The 18,538-nt window shown below is 48.7% G+C and carries 20 protein-coding genes and 1 tRNA gene; 15 read left to right on the forward strand and 6 right to left on the reverse strand.

Going from position 1 to position 18,538, the window contains the following annotated elements; translation table 11 throughout:
* The first annotated feature begins 220 nt into the window (after positions 1 to 220).
* The 3 genes from IC612_RS02780 to fmt all read left to right on the forward strand — a co-directional run bounded on the left by IC612_RS02780 (position 221) and on the right by fmt (position 3,698).
* Complete coding sequence (locus IC612_RS02780) at positions 221 to 727, forward strand: GNAT family N-acetyltransferase (protein ID WP_194738657.1); 507 nt, start codon at positions 221 to 223, stop codon at positions 725 to 727.
* 80 nt (positions 728 to 807) lie between these two features.
* On the forward strand, positions 808 to 2,709 hold the full coding sequence (locus tag IC612_RS02785; protein WP_194738658.1) for a RecQ family ATP-dependent DNA helicase: 1,902 nt from the start codon (positions 808 to 810) through the stop codon (positions 2,707 to 2,709).
* Positions 2,710 to 2,750: 41 nt separating this feature from the next.
* The gene (gene fmt / locus IC612_RS02790) at positions 2,751 to 3,698 is read left to right on the forward strand and encodes a methionyl-tRNA formyltransferase (RefSeq protein ID WP_194738659.1); all 948 of its coding nucleotides are present in this window, start codon (positions 2,751 to 2,753) and stop codon (positions 3,696 to 3,698) included.
* A gap of 67 nt (positions 3,699 to 3,765) precedes the next feature.
* Here fmt and ribB read toward each other — a convergent pair whose 3' ends face one another.
* The gene (ribB, locus tag IC612_RS02795) at positions 3,766 to 4,887 is read right to left on the reverse strand and encodes a 3,4-dihydroxy-2-butanone-4-phosphate synthase (RefSeq protein WP_194738660.1); all 1,122 of its coding nucleotides are present in this window, start codon (positions 4,885 to 4,887) and stop codon (positions 3,766 to 3,768) included.
* Between the two features lie 107 nt (positions 4,888 to 4,994).
* On the opposite strand from ribB, the gene IC612_RS02800 reads away from it, so the two are divergent.
* The 8 genes from IC612_RS02800 to IC612_RS02835 all read left to right on the forward strand — a co-directional run bounded on the left by IC612_RS02800 (position 4,995) and on the right by IC612_RS02835 (position 10,122).
* Positions 4,995 to 5,065, forward strand: a tRNA-Cys gene (locus tag IC612_RS02800).
* Between the two features lie 137 nt (positions 5,066 to 5,202).
* Positions 5,203 to 5,739 carry a YMGG-like glycine zipper-containing protein gene (locus IC612_RS02805; protein ID WP_194738661.1) on the forward strand — a complete coding sequence of 179 codons (537 nt, stop codon included), beginning with the start codon at positions 5,203 to 5,205 and terminating at the stop codon, positions 5,737 to 5,739.
* A 138-nt stretch (positions 5,740 to 5,877) separates the two neighbouring features.
* The gene (gene aroC, locus IC612_RS02810) at positions 5,878 to 6,942 is read left to right on the forward strand and encodes a chorismate synthase (RefSeq protein WP_194738662.1); all 1,065 of its coding nucleotides are present in this window, start codon (positions 5,878 to 5,880) and stop codon (positions 6,940 to 6,942) included.
* A gap of 15 nt (positions 6,943 to 6,957) precedes the next feature.
* Positions 6,958 to 7,521, forward strand: a complete 564-nt coding sequence (locus IC612_RS02815) for a thioredoxin family protein (RefSeq protein ID WP_194738853.1) — start codon at positions 6,958 to 6,960, stop codon at positions 7,519 to 7,521.
* Between the two features lie 11 nt (positions 7,522 to 7,532).
* Positions 7,533 to 8,063, forward strand: a complete 531-nt coding sequence (locus IC612_RS02820; protein WP_194738663.1) for a TlpA family protein disulfide reductase — start codon at positions 7,533 to 7,535, stop codon at positions 8,061 to 8,063.
* An 84-nt stretch (positions 8,064 to 8,147) separates the two neighbouring features.
* A complete protein-coding gene (locus tag IC612_RS02825) occupies positions 8,148 to 8,486 on the forward strand; it encodes a YkvA family protein (protein WP_194738664.1) in 339 nt (112 codons plus the stop codon).
* Positions 8,487 to 8,581: 95 nt separating this feature from the next.
* Complete coding sequence (miaA, locus tag IC612_RS02830) at positions 8,582 to 9,487, forward strand: tRNA (adenosine(37)-N6)-dimethylallyltransferase MiaA (protein WP_194738665.1); 906 nt, start codon at positions 8,582 to 8,584, stop codon at positions 9,485 to 9,487.
* Positions 9,488 to 9,564: 77 nt separating this feature from the next.
* The gene (locus tag IC612_RS02835) at positions 9,565 to 10,122 is read left to right on the forward strand and encodes a thioredoxin family protein (RefSeq protein WP_194738666.1); all 558 of its coding nucleotides are present in this window, start codon (positions 9,565 to 9,567) and stop codon (positions 10,120 to 10,122) included.
* Positions 10,123 to 10,165: 43 nt separating this feature from the next.
* Here the strand turns inward: IC612_RS02835 and IC612_RS02840 are convergent, their stop codons facing one another.
* From IC612_RS02840 to IC612_RS02850, 3 genes are read right to left on the reverse strand one after another with little or no spacing between them, the layout of a single operon-like run.
* Positions 10,166 to 10,801 (reverse strand): MBL fold metallo-hydrolase, encoded by a 636-nt coding sequence (locus IC612_RS02840; RefSeq protein WP_194738667.1) that lies wholly within the window; start codon positions 10,799 to 10,801, stop codon positions 10,166 to 10,168.
* Between the two features lie 7 nt (positions 10,802 to 10,808).
* Positions 10,809 to 11,825, reverse strand: a complete 1,017-nt coding sequence (gene hemH, locus IC612_RS02845) for a ferrochelatase (protein WP_194738668.1) — start codon at positions 11,823 to 11,825, stop codon at positions 10,809 to 10,811.
* 24 nt (positions 11,826 to 11,849) lie between these two features.
* Positions 11,850 to 12,731 (reverse strand): NifU family protein, encoded by an 882-nt coding sequence (locus tag IC612_RS02850; protein WP_194738669.1) that lies wholly within the window; start codon positions 12,729 to 12,731, stop codon positions 11,850 to 11,852.
* Between the two features lie 103 nt (positions 12,732 to 12,834).
* Between IC612_RS02850 and IC612_RS02855 the strand changes: the two genes are divergently transcribed.
* Together IC612_RS02855 and IC612_RS02860 are read left to right on the forward strand one after the other, a co-directional pair.
* Positions 12,835 to 13,359: a gamma carbonic anhydrase family protein gene (locus IC612_RS02855; protein WP_194738670.1), complete on the forward strand. Its 525-nt coding sequence runs from the start codon at positions 12,835 to 12,837 to the stop codon at positions 13,357 to 13,359.
* A gap of 122 nt (positions 13,360 to 13,481) precedes the next feature.
* Entirely contained in the window at positions 13,482 to 14,417 is a 936-nt protein-coding gene (locus IC612_RS02860; protein WP_194738671.1) for a YihY/virulence factor BrkB family protein, read from the forward strand.
* On the opposite strand, the gene IC612_RS02865 is transcribed toward IC612_RS02860, so the two are convergent.
* Positions 14,414 to 14,878, reverse strand: coding sequence for a hypothetical protein (locus tag IC612_RS02865; RefSeq protein WP_194738672.1), 465 nt, complete (start codon positions 14,876 to 14,878; stop codon positions 14,414 to 14,416). The genes IC612_RS02860 and IC612_RS02865 overlap by 4 nt on opposite strands.
* 81 nt (positions 14,879 to 14,959) lie before the next feature.
* Here IC612_RS02865 and IC612_RS02870 point away from each other — a divergent pair, with 81 nt between their 5' ends.
* Together IC612_RS02870 and IC612_RS02875 are read left to right on the forward strand one after the other, a co-directional pair.
* Entirely contained in the window at positions 14,960 to 17,086 is a 2,127-nt protein-coding gene (locus IC612_RS02870; RefSeq protein ID WP_194738673.1) for a helix-turn-helix domain-containing protein, read from the forward strand.
* 66 nt (positions 17,087 to 17,152) lie between these two features.
* The gene (locus IC612_RS02875; protein ID WP_194738854.1) at positions 17,153 to 18,166 is read left to right on the forward strand and encodes an LLM class flavin-dependent oxidoreductase; all 1,014 of its coding nucleotides are present in this window, start codon (positions 17,153 to 17,155) and stop codon (positions 18,164 to 18,166) included.
* Here IC612_RS02875 and folB read toward each other — a convergent pair.
* A complete protein-coding gene (folB, locus tag IC612_RS02880; protein WP_194738674.1) occupies positions 18,161 to 18,532 on the reverse strand; it encodes a dihydroneopterin aldolase in 372 nt (123 codons plus the stop codon). The genes IC612_RS02875 and folB overlap by 6 nt on opposite strands.
* Between the last annotated feature and the right edge of the window lie 6 nt (positions 18,533 to 18,538).

Here is an 18,538-nt window from a genome sequence, read left to right on the forward strand (position 1 = left end):
CTGAGGTACCAACTCATCGATAGAGGGCGGGAAAAGCCAGAGTTGGTCTTGGTTGTATTCTTTGAAAGTAGGTCGCATCTTGTTGATTATCAGTAATAAAGATACAAAATACCTCCTAATTATGCAACACTAAAACCTCCTAAAATGAAAAAACCGCCTCAATTTAGTATTGAGACGGCTTCTTTTTTATATTTACTCCTGCAAGACTTCCTAGCTAACCGTGCGCGATAAAGAATTAAGACTAAGAGAATTTACCTCATCGGACGCTGCTGCTCTGACCCTTTTGGCCAATAACCGAAAGCTCTGGCAGAACCTATCCGACCGGTTTCCACACCCCTACCGTATAGAGCACGCAAACGCCTTCATAGATTCCGTTCTCACCGGTGACTCGACCCATACCTTTGTAGTGGAATATCAGGGAGAACTCGCAGGAGTGATCGGAGCAATACTCCAAACAGATGTCTACCGAAAAAACATCGAAATAGGCTACTGGATTGGAGAAAAATTTTGGGGCAAAGGACTCTCTACCCGCGCGCTAGGTTTATACCTCGAGTACCTACGATCCCAAGACGACTTCCACCGGGTATTTGCCCGGGTGTTTGCGCCCAACAAAGCCTCCATGAAAGTCCTAGAAAACAATGGATTCTCCCTTGAGGGAATTTCACGCGAAGCTGCATTTAAAGACAACAGGTTCTTAGATGTGCACACCTTTTCGTTACTTCTATAGAAAGCAAAAAATAAAAATGCCCCCTAGCGTGTTTTATTTCCAGGGGTAGAGGAAACGGTTTAAATGCGTATTTTTAACCCGTGAACAGCGCCACCTCACTTCAATCTCTAAAACATTCCACCCTACTGCATTTTTGGGGACATCATTCCTTTCGCCCGCTGCAGAGTGAAGCCATTGATTCGCTCCTGGAAGGTAGTGATACCACAGTGCTGCTTCCCACAGGAGCAGGAAAATCCCTTTGCTACCAGCTCCCGGCCCTTCTTTTGGAAGGTACCGCCCTGGTGGTATCTCCGCTCATCGCCCTGATGCGTGATCAGGTACAGCAGCTGCGATCCATGGGTATCGAGGCCGAACTGCTCGTATCCTCCATGGAGGACCACGAAATGGAAACGGTACTTGGCCTTTGCCGGGAGGGAGTAACGAAGTTGCTGTTCGTGGCACCGGAACGGCTCAGCAGCAGAAAATTTCGCACGCAAATGGAAGATATTCCTATCTCCTTCATTGCCGTGGACGAGGCGCACTGCATTTCAGAGTGGGGACAGGACTTCAGGCCCAACTACCGCCACATCAAAACGTTTCGTGAACAGGTAAAACCAGTGCCCATCATAGCCCTTACGGCAACCGCTACACCTTCCGTACTCTTTGAGATCAAAGAACGGCTTGGACTTTCTAAGCCTCGGTCTTTCTCCCAAAGCTTTCGAAGGGAGAACCTATCGCTTTTCTTTGAGCAGACCTTAGAACCTTTCGAGCGGGTATATCAGTTGCTCTCTGGAGCCAGACAAAGCGCCTTGGTGTATTGCCGCACCCGTAAGCAAACGGAACTACTCACCCAAATGCTCCTAAACAAGGGGCTAGGCAATGTAGACTACTACCACGCGGGTCTAAGCAGTGGCCTGCGTACTAAAAAGCAGAAACAATGGCTGGAGAGTCCTGCTAAAATCCTTGTGGCCACCAATGCCTTTGGTATGGGTATCGACAAACAAGACCTGCACACCGTCATCCACCTTTCCCCGCCGCAATCCATCGAGAACTACTACCAGGAAGTCGGACGTGCAGGAAGGGATGGAAAGCCTTCCTTTGCCTTCCTTCTCTATAGCCAACCTGCCTTAACTACGATGGATTCGCTACTGGAACGCTCCATTGCCTCCCGAGTAGAATTCTATAAAATCACTTCTCTTCTTTATTCCCTCTGCCAGATAGCGGACGGAGAACGCCCCGAGCGTACCTACTATATGCCTACGGAAAAAATAGAACGTCTAAGTGGATGCCATCCTCAGAAAATACGCGGAGTAGTGGAATTCCTTCACAACCAAGAGCTGCTCTTTCTTAAAGACTACCCCGGTCCCAGTACGCTGCAGATTCATATGGCTGCGGAAGAGATCGACGATCTAGCACCTTCCCAATCCGCCTTTCTGGAAGCACTCACAAGGGCTCTTCCTGGAGTTCTTTCCTTTCCCATACCCTTCCAGCCCAAGGCATTAAGTGAGAAGCTTCAGACTTCTTGGGAGCAGATAAAGGTTAAATTGGAGGAATTATCCACGCAGCAACTTCTCACCTATACGGACGGGGAACGCTCCACTTTGCGCTTTTTAACTCCCAGGAGCGCCCGTGACCTGGAAGGAAAATTCTACCAGCTCTATGAGCGTATCCAACAGAGCAAGGTCCGAAAGTGGGAAGAGATGAAGCACTTTGTGCTGGAGAATACGCGCTGTAAGATGGAAATGATCCTTGCGTATTTTAAAGAATCCTCGCCCACGCGATGCGGGCAGTGCTCTGTCTGCCGCAGAGACCGAAGTGCCCTGGAGGGCAGCAGCGCAGAGAGTGACATACTTAGTGCCCTATCTGAGGGACCTGCCACCTTGGAGATGCTTTCCAATGCCTTCCCTTTCCATGCACGCAGCGAGCTGCAGCAAAGGCTCATCTACCTGCTCGACGAAGGTCTGGTACGTATGGTGAATTTTAAAACCTATGCCTTGGCCTAAAGAAGTTGGTGCAATACCAAGGATTGGATATCTTTGGGGCTATGAAACCACTTCGCGTTGTGTTCTTTGGAACACCAGACTTTGCAGTTGAATCTTTAAATGCCATCGTCGAATCTTCCCATCAGGTAGTAGGCGTGGTCACCGCACCAGACAAAGCCTCGGGCAGAGGCCAAAAGATCCACTTCACTGCGGTAAAGAATTATGCCCTTGAGAAAGGACTTTTGCTTTTCCAGCCCGAAAAATTAAAAGACGATGCTTTTCTTAAGCAAATGCAGGATCTTCAGGCCGACGTCTTTGTTGTGGTAGCCTTTAGAATGATGCCCCAGGTACTGTTTAGTCTCCCTAAGAAAGGTACCTTCAACCTCCACGCCTCCCTGCTTCCCCACTACCGGGGCGCGGCACCGATAAACTACGCTCTGATCAATGGAGAAACCACTACGGGAGTGACTACCTTCTTTATTAACGAGCGTATCGACGAAGGAAGCATTCTTCTGCAGCAGGAGCAGGAAATCCATCCAGAAGACACGGCAGGTACGCTGCACGATAAACTGATGCATCTAGGAGCCCACTTGGTAGTAAAGACTCTGGATGGGATCTCTGAAGGGGTACTCACCCCTACGGCGCAGCAGTCTGTCCAGCAGCCCAGGACCGCACATAAGATCTTTAAGGCCGACACGAAGATCGACTGGAACTGTACTGCTATCCAACTACACAATTTTATTCGCGGCCTCTCTCCTTATCCTGCTGCATTCACTGAAGTTATGATTGGTGAGGAAAAAAGGACACTCAAGGTCTATGCGGGGTACGTGGCCTCTACCTCTGCGCAGGGAGATAAAAAGACGATAGAACGTACAAAAGATGCTCTTCTTATTCCATTCCCGCAGGGGATCTACGCCGTGACCGATCTACAGATCGAAGGAAAGAAACGCATGAAAGCAGGGGACTTTCTCAACGGCCTTGCTCCAGAGACCATCCTTACCAGAGTATAGAGGCCACAGAAAAGCCGGGTCTGCAAGCAGCAGCCCGGCTAATTCGTTATAGCTACAGCCCTGTTTTCTAAAGTTCCACCAATTCAGTTACTTCCACGTCATAGCCTCCTACAACCGGCTTTAGATTAGGACTTTGGGTAATGACCCGAAATTTATTTATGCCTAGATTCTTAAGGATTTGCGTACCTATTCCGTAATCCCGGAAATTGGATGCTAGGGTTGGGCGCTGCTCTGCGCCGTCCTGGAAATCCAAGAACTGCTGGAGCTTACGCATTGTATTTTCTGTATTGGAAACATTGTTAATGAAGATTAGAGCTCCCTTGCCCTCCTGGTTAATCATTCGCGTCACTTTTTCCAATAGTGGCTTTTCCCCTGTGGTAAGCCTGCTTAGTACATCGAAATACGAATTGGAAGCCTGAACACGTACCAGAACCGGTTCCTCTGGAGTCCAGGTTCCTTTGGTCAGGGCAAAGTGGATCTGCTCGGTGCTGGTCTCACGGAAGGCAAAAAACCGGTAGTCCCCATAAAACGTACGCACATCACGCTCTTCAATACGTTCAATAAGATTTCCTTTCTGCAGTAGGTATTGGATCAGATCCTCTATCGAGACAATCTTCAAATCGTGCTTCTTAGCCAAAACCATAAGCTCGGGCAGACGGGCCATGGAACCGTCCTCGTTCATGATCTCACAAATAACTCCTCCTTCCTTGAGTCCCGCCAGTTTGGTCAGATCAATGGCAGCCTCGGTATGTCCTGCTCTTTTCAAAACCCCTCCCTTTCGCGCACGCAGAGGAAAAATGTGCCCTGGGCGCATGAAATCACTCGGTTTGGTTTTCTCATCCATCAAGGCAAGAATCGTCTTGGAGCGGTCACTTGCAGAAATTCCGGTCGAAACGCCCTCCCCTAAGAGGTCCACTGAAACCGTAAAGGCGGTCTCTTTTGGATCGGAGCTTCGACTCACCATAATGTCTAGACCTAGTTCGTCGCAGCGTTTTTCCGGTAGCGGCGTACATATTAGTCCCCTTCCGTGAATGGTCATAAAATTGATGATTTCGGGGGTGGTCAGCTCCGCGGCAGAGAGAAAGTCACCCTCGTTTTCACGGTTTTCATCGTCTACTACTATGATTACTTTTCCGGCTCGTAGGTCCTGGATAGCTTCCGGTATGCTATTGAGTTGTATATCTGACATTTTCGTGTAATAATATGCAAATATACGCCGACTGTACTGCAAAAAAAAATTATCCTGGAGGCTTCGGCACTTAAAAAATAATTAGTAGATTTGCACTCCAACAAAAGGGTACTTTGGCCGAGTGGTTAGGCAGTGGTCTGCAACACCATCTACAGCGGTTCGAATCCGCTAGGTACCTCTAGTAGCAATGCAATTATCTTATATACAGGTAATTGCATTTTTATTTCCTGCTCTTTCAAGCACTTTAACATTTTTTTAACAATACTTTGGCAGCACTCTTGTCTTATCTGTAGCGAACCGATTAAAGTTACCGATATGAGACACATTTTACTAATAGGCGCTTTTTCTGCAATGGCACTTACTTCATGTACGAAGGAAGATACTACTGCGCAGAAAACGCTAGAGCAAGAAAAAATGGAATACCAAGCCAGGCAATTAGATATTGAAAGACAGAAGCTGGCTATAGAGAAAGAAAAGATCGCCTTTGAGCGCGCTAAAGACAGCATCGAGAAGGTGGAACAACAAAAAGCGCAGGCCAGCGTAGCGCGGACTGCTGCAGCGCCCGTTCGCGAGCGCGTAGTGGAACGTACGGTGTACCGTAACAACTCGACTGCCTCTTCGGGTTCCTATGAGGGAGCATCCGATGGAACCTATACCCAGGCACCTGAAAGACAAGGCATTAGTAAGGCCGCCAAAGGAACTATTATTGGTACGGTGGGTGGAGCTGCTGCCGGTGCGATCATCAATAAACGAAACAGAGGCGCCGGAGCCGTTATAGGAGGTATTGTAGGTGGAGCCACCGGCTATACCATCGGACGTGCTGCCGACCGTAGGGACGGAAGGGTGCAGTAAAAAAAAGCAAAAGGATTAATTTTTCATCATAGCAGCTATTTTATGCAAGAAACGCAAGGAAAAAACCCTTGCGTTTTTTTGTGGGGTTAATTCCCGACCTAGCCCTTTAGCTGCGGGTTAAATTGTTATATTTGTTGTATGCAAACACTTGGGAATTACTTAAAGCTTACCACCTTTGGCGAGAGCCACGGCAAAGCGTACGGAGGCATCCTCTCGAATTTTCCTGCGGGCATAACCCTGGATCTGGAAAAAGTGCAGCAGGCTCTAAACCGTCGCAGGCCAGGCCAAAGCCCTATTGTGACCCAGCGAAACGAGTCCGATACGGTAGAGCTGCTCTCCGGGATATTTGAAGGAAAAACCACCGGGATGCCCATAGGCTTTATCATCCGTAATGAAAACCAGCGCAGCAAAGACTACACGCACCTGGAAAATGCCCTAAGGCCCAGTCATTCGGACTACACCCTGGAGGAAAAGTTTGGACACCGCGATTACCGCGGAGGAGGACGCTCCTCGGCTAGGGAAACCAGCAATTGGGTGGTGGCAGGAGAAATCTGCCGCCAACTTCTCCCCTCGGTCTCCATCACCGCGTATGTAAGCGGGGTAGGTACCATTACACTGGATAAGGAATGGCAGCAACTGGATTTTTCCCTTCGTGAAGAGAACCCGGTTCGGTGCCCCGACCCTGAAAAAGCACAGGAAATGGAAGAGCTTATACGCAAGGTACGCAAGGAGGGAGATACCGTAGGCGGGGTAGTGAGCTGTGTGGTGGAAAACGTTCCTAAATCGCTTGGAGAACCCGTGTTCCAAAAACTTCATGCCCAGCTAGGACATGCTATGCTAAGCATCAATGCCGTGAAAGGTTTTTCCTACGGCAGTGGTTTCTTATCTGCGCAAATGCGCGGCTCGGAGCACAACGATATATTTAACGAAGACTTCACTACACGAACCAACCACTCCGGCGGTATTCAAGGGGGCATCTCCAATGGCATGCCCATTACGTTTCAGGTAGCCTTCAAGCCCGTAGCCACCTTGCTACGACCGCAGCAAAGCTATACAATAAGCGGAACTCCCACTACCTTGGAGGGAAAAGGACGCCACGACCCCTGCGTCGTACCCCGGGCAGTTCCCGTGGTGGAAGCCCTTGCGGCATTCGTTCTTGCCGATATGTATCTAATCAACCAAGGAAGAAAAATAGAGTTATAACCTTTACATATGCAAATGAAAAAATACTGGGATAAGGCCCTTACCTTCGAGCAATATCTAGAAGTAAACAAACAGCGACTGGAAAATCCTAGCGACCAACAGGAAAAAGATTTCGCACCCTACTACGAATTAGCGGAGCAGCGCATGGGGCGTGCCATAAAAACATTCAAAGCCGACCCGGCGCAGCAGGCTCTCCTTCTCACTAAGGGGTTCAAAGGCAAGGTGCTGATCATCTCCGAGCCTTGGTGTGGGGATGCCAGCCAGACCGTACCCTCGGTCGTGGCATTTTTCCAAGACTACAATCCGGTACGCATTTTCCTGCGCGACAGTGACCCGAGCCTCATTGAGCAGTACCTCACCGAGGGTACGCAGTCCATTCCAATAGTGGTGCTTCTGGACGAGAACTACCAGCCTATCGACCATTGGGGACCACGTCCCCGTTACGGTCAGCAGCTTCTAAAAAAATTCAAGGCAGACCCCCAGGGGTATCCAAAGGAAGAGTTTTATAACGATCTGCAGGTTTACTATGCCAAGAACCGAGGAAAGGATGCCATCGCTGAAATTTTAGAACTTTTGTAAAAATTGAAACCATGAAAAAAAACCTGATTTATTTTATCGTGTTAGCTCTTTTAGGGGCCGTGTTTTTCATACCGGGGGTGAAGGATAACCTCTTTCCGGTGGCAGAGATTGAAAGTGCCGTAAAGGTAGAGGACAAGGACTATGATGTGGTACTTAAAGGAGTTAATGTGCCAAGTACCAACCTTAAGAACCTGCGGGGTAAGAAACTCATGTTCCTTAATTTTTGGGGAACCTGGTGCGCCCCCTGCCGAGAAGAGTGGCCAAGCATTGAGGCGCTCTACCAAAGCAAAAAAGACGACATGGAATTCGTACTGATCGCCATGCTGGACCAGGAGCAGGACGTAAGGAAATTTATTAAGGAAAACAACTACACCGCACCGGTATACCTTGCGCAGAGCCCTATCGAAGGAAAGATTCTACCCAAAGTATATCCTACTACCTTTATCCTGGATCCCTCCGGCAGAATCATCTCCAAGGAAACTTCCACAAAAGACTGGAATGCCCAGTCCGTACATGACTTCCTGGCTCCTTTCCTCAAGTAACATATTTAACAAATAATTACCATTTCACCGCAGAGGCGTGGAACAGCTTTTGCTACGTATATCCCGTTAAGCATTTATAGCACGATGAAATATTCTAAAATACATCTGATTAAAGAAGCAATAAAACACAAAGGATTCATGCAGAAAATTCCGGTAGTATGGCGTATGGTAAAGATGTGGAAGTCGGGGAAATACCCACTCAAGAGCATCGACATGATTATTCCCATACTGGGTCTACTCTATGTAATCTCACCTATTGACCTAATACCTGAGATTGCGGTACCATTCATTGGATCCCTTGACGATCTTGCCATCCTTGCCCTAATCATTCCCAAGCTTATGAAGGAAGTGGATAAATTCCTTCTCTGGGAGCAGATGCAGCAGGAGGGTCTTACCACCGTGGAAGCCCGCGAAATAAAGTAGATTAATTTTTCACACGATTCATACCTCAAACCACCGCACATCGGCTAGATTGTACGGTGGTTTTTTAATTCAGATAAAATCCCCAATTTTGCCCTGTGAATACGTTAATTTCCATCATTGGCCCCACCGCTTCTGGGAAGACCAGTCTAGCGCTGGAGCTTGCAGAAAAATTCGGCTGTCCAATCCTCTCTTGCGATTCCAGGCAGTTCTATCGGGAGATGCCTATCGGGACCGCAGCGCCCTCTTTAGAGGAACAACGCAGGGCCAGACATTATTTTGTAGGCCATATCGGTGTGGAGGAGCCCTACTCTATAGGCGCCTATGAAAAAGACGCACTGGAGAAAATCCAGGAATTATTCAAAATGCATTCGACGCTTGTTCTGGTGGGAGGAAGCATGATGTACGAAAAAGCAGTCATTCAGGGACTTCACCCTCTGCCTGCGGCCAATGCGCAGAACCAGGAAAAGCTCCTGGCATTATGGCAAAAAGAGGGGCTCGGAGCCTTACAGAATCTTTTACATTCGCTGGACCCCATCTACTCCTCAAAGGTAGACCTACAAAATCCAAGACGTCTTTTGCGCGCCATTGACCTTATTTGGCAGACAGGACAAAGCTATACAAGCCTTCTGAAGCAAACCCGGCCGCAGCGGGATTTTCGCGTAGTACGCATTGGGATGCAGCTGGAGCGGCAATTGCTCTACGAGCGTATCGAACAGCGCGTAGATCAAATGATTGCTCAGGGGCTCCTGGGCGAAGTAGAAGCGCTACTTCCCTATAGAGAACTTCAAGCGCTCAATACCGTAGGATACCGTGAGCTCTTCCCCTATCTTCTTGGGGAGACAACTCTTAAGCATGCCGTCGAGGAAATAAAGAAAAATACGCGGCGCTTTGCAAAGAGGCAACTGACCTGGTATAGGGGCGAAGAGGATATCCATTGGGTAACCCCTCCTCAGACCTTTTTTAATGCCCAGAAGATTCTTGAGAACTTGCGGATTGGATAGTGCATTTTTTTTTCGGGAAAGATAATTTAGTGGGGTAAATAATGTATTTTTAACTCTACAAAAAAAATCGCATTATTATGGCAAATACCCCTTCCAACATGCTTGCTCTGGGCACCAAAGCTCCCTACTTTGAACTACCCAACCCTTCGGAATCTTCCGAGATTCAATCATTGGAGGATCTAAAAGGAGAAAAGGCCACGCTGATTGTCTTTATGTGCAACCACTGTCCTTTTGTACTGCATATCATAGATAAACTGGCAGAGATCTACGAAGATTACCAGGGCCACGGCATTGAAATTATTGGTATCAATTCCAACGATGCAGAAAAATATCCTGCCGATGCTCCGGAGAAAATGATTGAATTCCAGCTGGAGAGAAAATTTGAATTCCCTTACCTCTACGACGAAAGTCAGGCCATTGCCAAAGCCTACGATGCTGCCTGCACACCGGATTTCTTTCTGTTTGACCACAAACTCGAACTCATTTACCGCGGGCAAATGGACGATTCCAGACCTGGCAACACCACGGACGTGACCGGCGAGGATCTGATTATCGCTTTTGAAAATATCCTAGCGGGGCAACCGCAAGAAGAGCTGCAAAAGCCCAGCATGGGATGCAATATTAAATGGAAATAAAAAAAGAGGCGGCATCCACAACAATGCCGCCTCTTGATTTTTTCTAGAAAAAGGGATTATGCTCTTTTTCAAAACCTACCGTGGTAGAGGGCCCGTGTCCGGAGAAAACCTGCGTGGCCCCTGGTAGGGTAAATATTTCAGTGCGCACGCTCTCCAGCAGTTGCATATGGTTACCTTTGTAAAGATCCGTACGACCAATACTTCCTTGGAATAACACATCACCGGATACCATAACCGCACTTTCGCTGGAATAGTAGGCCACGTGGCCAGGGGAATGCCCGGGTACAAAAAGCACCTTAAGGGAGAGTCCGTCCAGCTGCAACTCCTCTCCGGCCTCTATGGGAAGTAGTTCTCCAACGAAGGGTTTAAAGAAAAAACCGTACTGTGCTGCGGTCATAGGATTACGCTCCAAAATCTCCATTTCCAGTGGATGGATTCTTACCCCCACCGCGAAGGTATCTGCGGCCCACTGCAGACCAAGGACATGGTCGATATGGGCATGGGTCAAAAGTATGCTCGTTATCTTCAGATCCTCTTGCGCAATGAATTCCATAAGCTCCTGCTGCTCGGAGGGGGTATAACATCCGGGATCCACCAAAAATGCGTTTTTGGAAGGGGTGTACAGCAAATACGTATTCTCGGAAAAAGGATTGAAGGTAAATTGCTTAATATTCCACATGATTAGTTTATTTGGAAAAGTCCATCTGCTCCATGCAGAGCGTCTTTACTACCTCTATCCAGCGGTCGTCGTCGTTTAAGCACGGCAGATAGGTGAACTCCTTTCCTCCCGCTTCCAAGAATTCTTCTTTCCCTTCTACCGAGATTTCTTCCAGGGTTTCCAGGCAGTCCGATACGAATGCCGGACATACAATGGCCAGGTTTTCCACCCCCTTCTTTGGAAGATGCTCCAGGGTCTGATCCGTGTACGGCTCAATCCATTTGTCCTTTCCTAAACGCGACTGGAAGCTCACCACCACTTTTTCCGGTGCAATCCCTAGCCTCTCGCGCACTAGTTCCGTAGTCTTGAAACATTGGTGGCGGTAGCAATAAGGGTGTGCCGGGTAGTCATCCTTCATACAGCAGTCTCCAATTTTACAGGTCTTGGTAGGATCGGTCTTATATAGATGGCGCTCCGGAACACCATGGTAGGAAAACTGGAGCATATCGTAGGATTCTGGAAGGTTCTCCTTTATGCTTTCGCTTAGGGCCTCAATATAAATAGAGCGGTTGTAGAAAGGTGCCACGTAGTTGATCTTCATAGAAGGAAAGAATTTCTTCTGCACCTCTTTGGCCTTCTCTACCACTGTTTCGGTAGTACTCATCGCATACTGCGGGTAGAGAGGAAAAAGCACCACCTCATCCACACCCTGCGCCTGAAGTTTTCTAAGACCCGTTTCGATACTCGGCTCCGCATACCGCATCCCAATCTCTACAGGCACATCCACGATCTTCTCGAGTTTATCCTTGATCTGCTGTGTAATAACAATCAGGGGAGAGCCTTGGTCGGTCCAAACCGTCTTATACGCCTGGGCCGATTTCTTAGGGCGGGTACGCAAAATAATGCCTCGTACCAGTAGGGTGCGGAAGAACCACCGGTAATCAATAACCCGTTCATCCATCAAGAATTCATCGAGGTATTCTTTTACATCCTTAACCTCTGTGGATCGTGGTGACCCTAAATTAACCAGTAGTATTCCTTTCATAGTAGCAGTTACCTATTTGATTCCTTATCCGTTTACTGCCTCTACTCTCTCTACGAGTTCGGGCACAAATTGTTTTAAGATGTTCTCAATACCGCCTTTCAGAGTGGCTGTAGAACTAGGACATCCCGAGCAGGCACCCTGCAGAAGCATCTTGGCCGTCTTGGATGTGGCGTCGTATTCAAGAAGGGAGATTTTCCCTCCGTCGTTCTCCACGGCAGGAGCTACGTATTCATTTAGTATATCGGAGATTTTTTGCTCGCTTTCGGTGTAGTCCCTCTGTATGATTTGTTCCACAGGGTTTTCGTGTGTCTGGGGCGCGATATGACTTACGCTGCCTCCCGACTGTAGGTATTCAGCAATGAAACCACGCACCGGCACCATCACTTCGTGCCACTGCACCGAATCGTCCTTAGTCACTGCCACGAAATTGTCTGAGATAAACACCTCCCTTGCAAAGTCAAATTCCTGGAAAATGGCATCGGCAAGAGGAACTTGCCCGGCCTGCGTGCGGTCTTTGACTTCCAGAAAACCCTCTACGATGTAGCGCTGCGAAACGAATTTCATAACCGAAGGGTTAGGTGTCATTTCCGCATAGACTGGAAAGAGCTCGCGCTTCTTGGTCTGCTTATACAGCCTGGGATTCTCCAAAAGCGCATCTTCTATCACGGATTTTAGACTGGTAGCTACATGCTCCCATTCCACAGTATCCTGCTTGGACACTGCTATGAAATTAGCAGTGATAAATATTTGCTCGACGAAAGGGTAGTTAAACAGTTCCTGCGCCAGAGGTATATCTGCTATGTCAGAGGTGCGGTCCAGTTCCAGGGAACCCGGCACCAATGTATAATCACATACAAACTTCATCACTTTGGGATTTGCAGTGGTCTCTATTCTGACTTCTCTCATTTTTTTGTATTTTTGAGTAGCAAAAGTACGCAATTAAAGATACATGTACCCATGCCTCATGGTAGACTTTGTCAATGAAGGCGTTGGGTAAAAAAGAATAAGTATGGCACTGATCAGAGAACTACTTGGAAAGAAACCGAAGCTTGGTGAAGGAACCTTCACAGCCGAGACGGCAACGATCATCGGGGATGTCACCACCGGTAAGGACTGCAGCATCTGGTATAATGCCGTGCTACGCGGCGATGTGAATTACATCACTCTGGGCGAGAGAGTGAATGTTCAGGACAATGCCATGCTGCACTGTACCTACCAAAAATACCCTCTTATCATTGGCAACAATGTATCCATTGGCCATAATGCCATCGTGCACGGATGCACGCTCCATGACAACGTCCTGATAGGCATGGGGGCTATCGTAATGGACAACTGTGTTGTGGAGAGCAATTCCATCGTAGGTGCTGGATCGGTAGTCACTCAAGGTACCCACATCCGTTCCGGAGAAGTCTGGGGAGGAATTCCAGCCCGCAAGATAAAAGACATCTCAGTGGAGCTCCTTGAAGGCGAGGTCAACCGTATTGCACAGAACTACGTACTGTACTCCAGCTGGTACGGCACCGAAGAATCCTGATCTTGGGTAGTTTTCCCTGCCGCACTGCTTTAAGAAAATTTCAGGATTTTTACATCCTACGCAAAAAGTAGGCCCTTCGGCACGCTTTGTGAAGCCCCTGCCGTGTTTACTTTCTTATAGCAATGAAGCATCTTTCGTTTTTTATTCAGGTACTTAAAGAGTCCTTTGAGGAATGGTTTGATTCCAGTGCGATGCAGCAGAGCGCAAGCATGGCCTATTTTGCGATTTTCTCTCTTCCGGGACTGCTCATTATATTAGTGTGGGTGCTGGGAGGCATCTACGGTGATGAGGCAATACGAGGCGAGATACAAAACCAGGTAGCCTCCATCGCAGGTAAAGGCATTGGTGAGAGCGTGCAGAATATGATCACCAGCGCGGTACTAGACCATCAGAATTTCTGGATGAAGGCCATAGGAATAGGATCGCTCATCTTTGGGTCCACCACTCTGTTCTTTCATATGCAGAAGTCACTAAACACCCTCTGGGACGTAGAAGCTGCACCAAAGAAAGCGTGGCAGAAATACCTTCTGGACCGTGCCAACTCCTTAGGCATGATACTGATCATCGCATTTCTACTGCTAATAAGCTTAGTGCTCTCCTCCGTCATAGGACTTGCCAACGATTGGTTTGTGCGCCATTTTAATTTGGAAACGTTCTTTCTGGTCAAAACCATCAATTTCCTTGTAAGCTTCGTGGTGGTTTCTGCCTTGTTTGCCTTTATGTTCAAGGTCCTACCGGACGTGAGTATTTCGTGGCGCTCGGTGTGGACTGGAGCAATTCTCACAGCCGGCCTCTTTACGCTGGGAAAATTTCTTTTAGGCTACTATTTTGAAATCAGTAAACCCGAATCGGTCTTTGGCGCCGCCGGCGCATTCATTCTACTAATGCTGTGGGTGAACTATACCTGTCAGATACTGTTCTTCGGAGCAGAATTCACCAAAGTGTATGCACGCAAGAGGGGCCACGTGATACAGCCCTCACGCCACGCCAAATGGAGTGCAGAGAAAATTCTTCGAGATAGGCTAAGAAACGAGAACCAACCTGCGCGGGTGGATTAGATCTCGGACTGGTAAAAAAGTACCGGTTTCCCATTCTCGCAGCGCACGCCCGCTGGAGGAGCTACCACGGCGCAATCGGAAATAAGTCCGTACTTGAGATTGAATTCCGAACTCTGTTTGTTGTAGCGGGTGATTTTTTCCAGAAGTTCTTCTTCCAGGCTGATAGGATAGGCAATAAAGGTGGCCGGACCTCCGCACGGTTTGGAGCCCAGCGCCGCAGTGCGCCATCCGGCCGCATCACTGCACGAGGCACTTGAGATAAGAGCTTCGATCTCTTCCCTGGCAATACCAAGCGCTTTTTGGTCCCTTTCACGCTCCTGGGCCAGTCCTTCGGAATAGTCGCGCTCAGGCATTTCAGCAATATCTTTTGGAAGCTGCTCACTCTGCTCTGCGGTTTTTTTGGATTTGCAAGCGCCGATGCTAAGCAGGCAGGTAAAAAGAAGAATTGGTAGGTATCTCATAGGTAATCGGTTAGACAGTTCTTAAAGCCAACAATATGTATGCCGTAGGAACGGGGCAGTAAATTTATGTATTTTTGCCCTATGGACTCCCTACTTTTCGATCTGGTGGAACATACCTCCCGCAGTGTCTTTCTAACTGGAAAAGCAGGTACGGGGAAAACCACTTTCTTAAATGCCCTTACGGCCCGTACCCACAAGAAGCATATCATTGTGGCCCCTACGGGGATTGCGGCTATAAATGCCGGAGGCGTTACCATACACTCACTCTTTGGACTACCTCTTAGGACCTTTCTTCCTACGATGGAGCGTACCCCGGAACCCTACGGAAACAATATATCAGACCTTGTGCAGCATTTCAGGTACCGAAAGGACAAGCTCAAACTTCTCCGGGAACTAGAACTTTTGGTCATCGACGAGGTATCGATGCTTCGCTCCGATGTCCTGGACATGATCGACCACGCGCTGCGCCACGTGAGAAGGCGCATGGATCCCTTCGGTGGGGTCCAACTACTTCTTATAGGAGACCTCTACCAGTTGCCGCCGGTAGTACGTGAAGAACAGATTCTCTCCCGCTACTACGCCTCTCCTTTCTTCTTTTCCGCAAAAGCCCTGGAGCACCACCCTTTAATTACCTACGAGCTCACCGAAGTTTTTCGTCAAAAAGACCCTAAATTCCTAGAGCTTCTCAATACCATACGGTATGCCAAGCACGATGAGATTGATTTTGACCAGCTCAATAGCCGCTACCAAGAGCAGGTGCCCACTAGCAAGGAAAAATACGTTTACCTCACCTCACACAACCGAATGGCAGAGGAAATCAACCAAAGGGAATTGGAAAAACTAAGCGGCCCTGAAGTTATCTATAAGGCCTCTGTGGTGGGGGAATTCAAGGAAAGCATGTTTCCCAACGAACCCACCTTAAGGCTTAAGACCGGCGCCCAAATCATGTTCATCCGAAACGACGCCTCGGCGGAGAAGAAGTACTACAATGGAAAAATTGCTGAAGTCCTTTCGGTGGGTCCGGAGAGTATAGACGTACTCATAGAGGGAAGCGATGAGCCCTATGCCCTAAAAAAAGAAATTTGGGAAAACAAGAAGTACCTCCTGGACCAAGAAAAGAACATTAAAGAAGAAGTACTGGGGAGTTTCGAGCAGTACCCTATTCGTCTTGCTTGGGCCGTAACTATCCATAAAAGCCAGGGACTTACCTTCGAGCGTGTAGTAATTGATGCGGCCAAATCCTTTGTCCCAGGCCAAGTCTACGTGGCCCTTTCGCGCTGTAGAACCCTAGAGGGTATTGTACTGACCTCTCCTATTGCGCCACAGGCTATACTGAGCGATGCGCGCATCAGTGCCTTTGAACAGAAAACCCGGGCCAATGCACAGGTACAAAACATCATTGAAGAGGAGAAGCATCTCTTTACAGTCCTTCGCGTAGTGCACAAACTGGATCCCCGGTGGATTTCCCAGGAACTGCCCGCATGGCAGAAAGCCGCTTTGGGTGCAAAGAAACTCGAAGCCCAGGCAAGTAGCGACCTTATCCGCTCGCTGGAAGTAACAGTAAAAAACCTTACCCAAGTTTTTGAAAAATTCCAGCGTGTGGCTACATCCATGACCCAGCAGTACAGCACCGGTTCGCTCCCTTGGAGCAAAGTGCATGATAAGATGCAAGGAGCAGCGGAGTTCTTTTATAACCATGTCGAGCGGGATATTTTCCAGAGTCTCAAATCCTTCCTTGCCCAGATCAAAGGGGTGCACGGTCTAAAGACTCTCAGCGAGCTCACCCGCACCCTCACCGAACAGGTCCAGGACTACCTCGAAGAATTGCAAAGGGTCGCGCTCCTTGACCGCGTACTACTCCCGGAGCGAAAGAAACTCAGCATCTCTGTTGAAAAGATTCCTACCCATACCCTTACCATGAAACTTTTTGCTCAAGGAAAATCCCCTGTAGAAATTTCCAAAGAACGGGGCATCATGCCGGCAACGGTAATGGGGCATTTTTCCAAGATTGCCGAAATGGGGCTTCTCGACATACAGGATCTTGAGAGGCTTATTACCAGAGAGAAGATTGCAGCGTTCTCTAAGCTGCACCAAAACACCGGACACAAGACCCTGCAGGAATTCAAGGGCATGCTGCCCCCAGAATTTGAATATCCTGAAATACGGCTGCTTATGAATTTCTTCCTTAGCCGCGATACAAAGTCCTAAATAACACCATTGAAAGAATGGATCAGGATCCTTTGGTCGCTGGGCGGGCTCTTTGTATTTTTGGGTATGAAAGATTATAACCTTCCTTTTGCACTCAGTGTCTTAGACCTGGTCCCGGTAAAAAAACCAGGAGCCTATGGGGAGGCCATTGAAGAAAGCGCCCAGCTGGCAGAGCACGCCGAGCGCCTGGGATACCTTCGCTACTGGCTCGCCGAACACCATAACTTTGAAGGAATTGCAAGTTCTGCAACCTCCCTTTTAATTGGGCATATTGCCTCGCGCACTTCCCAAATACGCGTTGGCTCAGGCGGAGTGATGCTTCCCAACCACAGTTCGCTCATAATTGCCGAGCAGTTCGGAACCCTGGATGCTCTTTATCCCGGCCGGATTGACCTAGGTGTTGGGCGTGCCCCTGGAACCGACGGGCTCACTGCCCAGGCCCTGGGCCGCAACGCATCCACCATCAACGAGCTGTTTCCAAGGCAAATACTGGAACTCCAAAGGTATTTCTCTAGAGAAAACTCTAGCAGCTCGGTTAGGGCCATCCCTGGGGAGGGCGCTAATGTGCCGATCTATATTCTGGGGTCTTCCACCGACAGCGCCTATCTCGCAGCAGAACTGGGTCTGCCCTATGCCTTTGCCGGCCATTTTGCGCCGGAGATGATGGAGCGTGCCTTTACGATCTACCACGAAAGATTTTCAGCCAGCGCTGTTCTCGAGAAGCCCTATACCATTGCATGTCTCAACGGTATCGGTGCCGCAACCAAGGAAGAGGCAGAGTTTCTCGCTACCACCCTGTATCAGACTTTTCTGGGTCTTATCCGTAATGCCCGGGGCCTTAATCCCCCACCCGTAGAAAATATGGATGCCCTTTGGAACCCTTCCGAGAAAGCGCATCTCTTAAACCAACTTCGGTACAGCTTTATTGGGGGACCTAGAGAACTGCAGGAGCAGATGGCGTCTTTTTACCGGACGTTTAGGCCTAGTGAGATCATGTTCACTTCCTCCATCCACGACCAAGCAGCCCGTAGGGATTCCTACCGGATTCTTATGGAGGTGGCCAGTACATTGGAACTATAAGCTAGGTTCGTGGTAGCGGCGCTGCATGCGTACACCTACCCCTTTCATTTCCCCCGGCATAGGGGGACTGGTCTTGGTAAGGGTGATACGTGCAGCCTTGAGAGAATCAAATGCCTTGCCCAATGACGAGAGTATCCTACCCGCCACGTGCTCAAGCAAATTAGAAGGCACGGCCATCTCTTCCAAAAGAATTTGGTGCGCCAGCGCATAATTTAAGGTGTCGCTCAGCTTATCTGAATGTGCAGCCTTTTCCAGATCCACGTCCAATTCCAGATCCACTAGGTAGTATGTGCCTATAATACGTTCCTCGGGAAGCACGCCATGGTAGGCATAGATTTTTACGTCTTGAAGAAGAATGGTACTCACTGCAAA

Source organism: Planobacterium oryzisoli, assembly GCF_015354315.1.
In the GTDB taxonomy this organism is placed as follows: Bacteria; Bacteroidota; Bacteroidia; order Flavobacteriales; family Weeksellaceae; genus Planobacterium_A; species Planobacterium_A oryzisoli.

Bases quoted from the DNA above. Each gene is read 5' to 3' on its own strand.
- IC612_RS02865 (WP_194738672.1), bottom strand. From the start codon at position 14,878: ATGAGATACCTACCAATTCTTCTTTTTACCTGCCTGCTTAGCATCGGC.
- IC612_RS02820 (WP_194738663.1), top strand. From the start codon at position 7,533: ATGAAAAAAAACCTGATTTATTTTATCGTGTTAGCTCTTTTAGGGGCC.
- hemH (WP_194738668.1), bottom strand. From the start codon at position 11,825: ATGAAAGGAATACTACTGGTTAATTTAGGGTCACCACGATCCACAGAG.
- IC612_RS02870 (WP_194738673.1), top strand. From the start codon at position 14,960: ATGGACTCCCTACTTTTCGATCTGGTGGAACATACCTCCCGCAGTGTC.
- IC612_RS02805 (WP_194738661.1), top strand. From the start codon at position 5,203: ATGAGACACATTTTACTAATAGGCGCTTTTTCTGCAATGGCACTTACT.
- IC612_RS02860 (WP_194738671.1), top strand. From the start codon at position 13,482: ATGAAGCATCTTTCGTTTTTTATTCAGGTACTTAAAGAGTCCTTTGAG.
- IC612_RS02840 (WP_194738667.1), bottom strand. From the start codon at position 10,801: ATGTGGAATATTAAGCAATTTACCTTCAATCCTTTTTCCGAGAATACG.
- ribB (WP_194738660.1), bottom strand. From the start codon at position 4,887: ATGTCAGATATACAACTCAATAGCATACCGGAAGCTATCCAGGACCTA.
- IC612_RS02815 (WP_194738853.1), top strand. From the start codon at position 6,958: ATGAAAAAATACTGGGATAAGGCCCTTACCTTCGAGCAATATCTAGAA.
- aroC (WP_194738662.1), top strand. From the start codon at position 5,878: ATGCAAACACTTGGGAATTACTTAAAGCTTACCACCTTTGGCGAGAGC.
- fmt (WP_194738659.1), top strand. From the start codon at position 2,751: ATGAAACCACTTCGCGTTGTGTTCTTTGGAACACCAGACTTTGCAGTT.
- IC612_RS02825 (WP_194738664.1), top strand. From the start codon at position 8,148: ATGAAATATTCTAAAATACATCTGATTAAAGAAGCAATAAAACACAAA.
- IC612_RS02855 (WP_194738670.1), top strand. From the start codon at position 12,835: ATGGCACTGATCAGAGAACTACTTGGAAAGAAACCGAAGCTTGGTGAA.
- IC612_RS02835 (WP_194738666.1), top strand. From the start codon at position 9,565: ATGGCAAATACCCCTTCCAACATGCTTGCTCTGGGCACCAAAGCTCCC.
- IC612_RS02850 (WP_194738669.1), bottom strand. From the start codon at position 12,731: ATGAGAGAAGTCAGAATAGAGACCACTGCAAATCCCAAAGTGATGAAG.
- IC612_RS02875 (WP_194738854.1), top strand. From the start codon at position 17,153: ATGAAAGATTATAACCTTCCTTTTGCACTCAGTGTCTTAGACCTGGTC.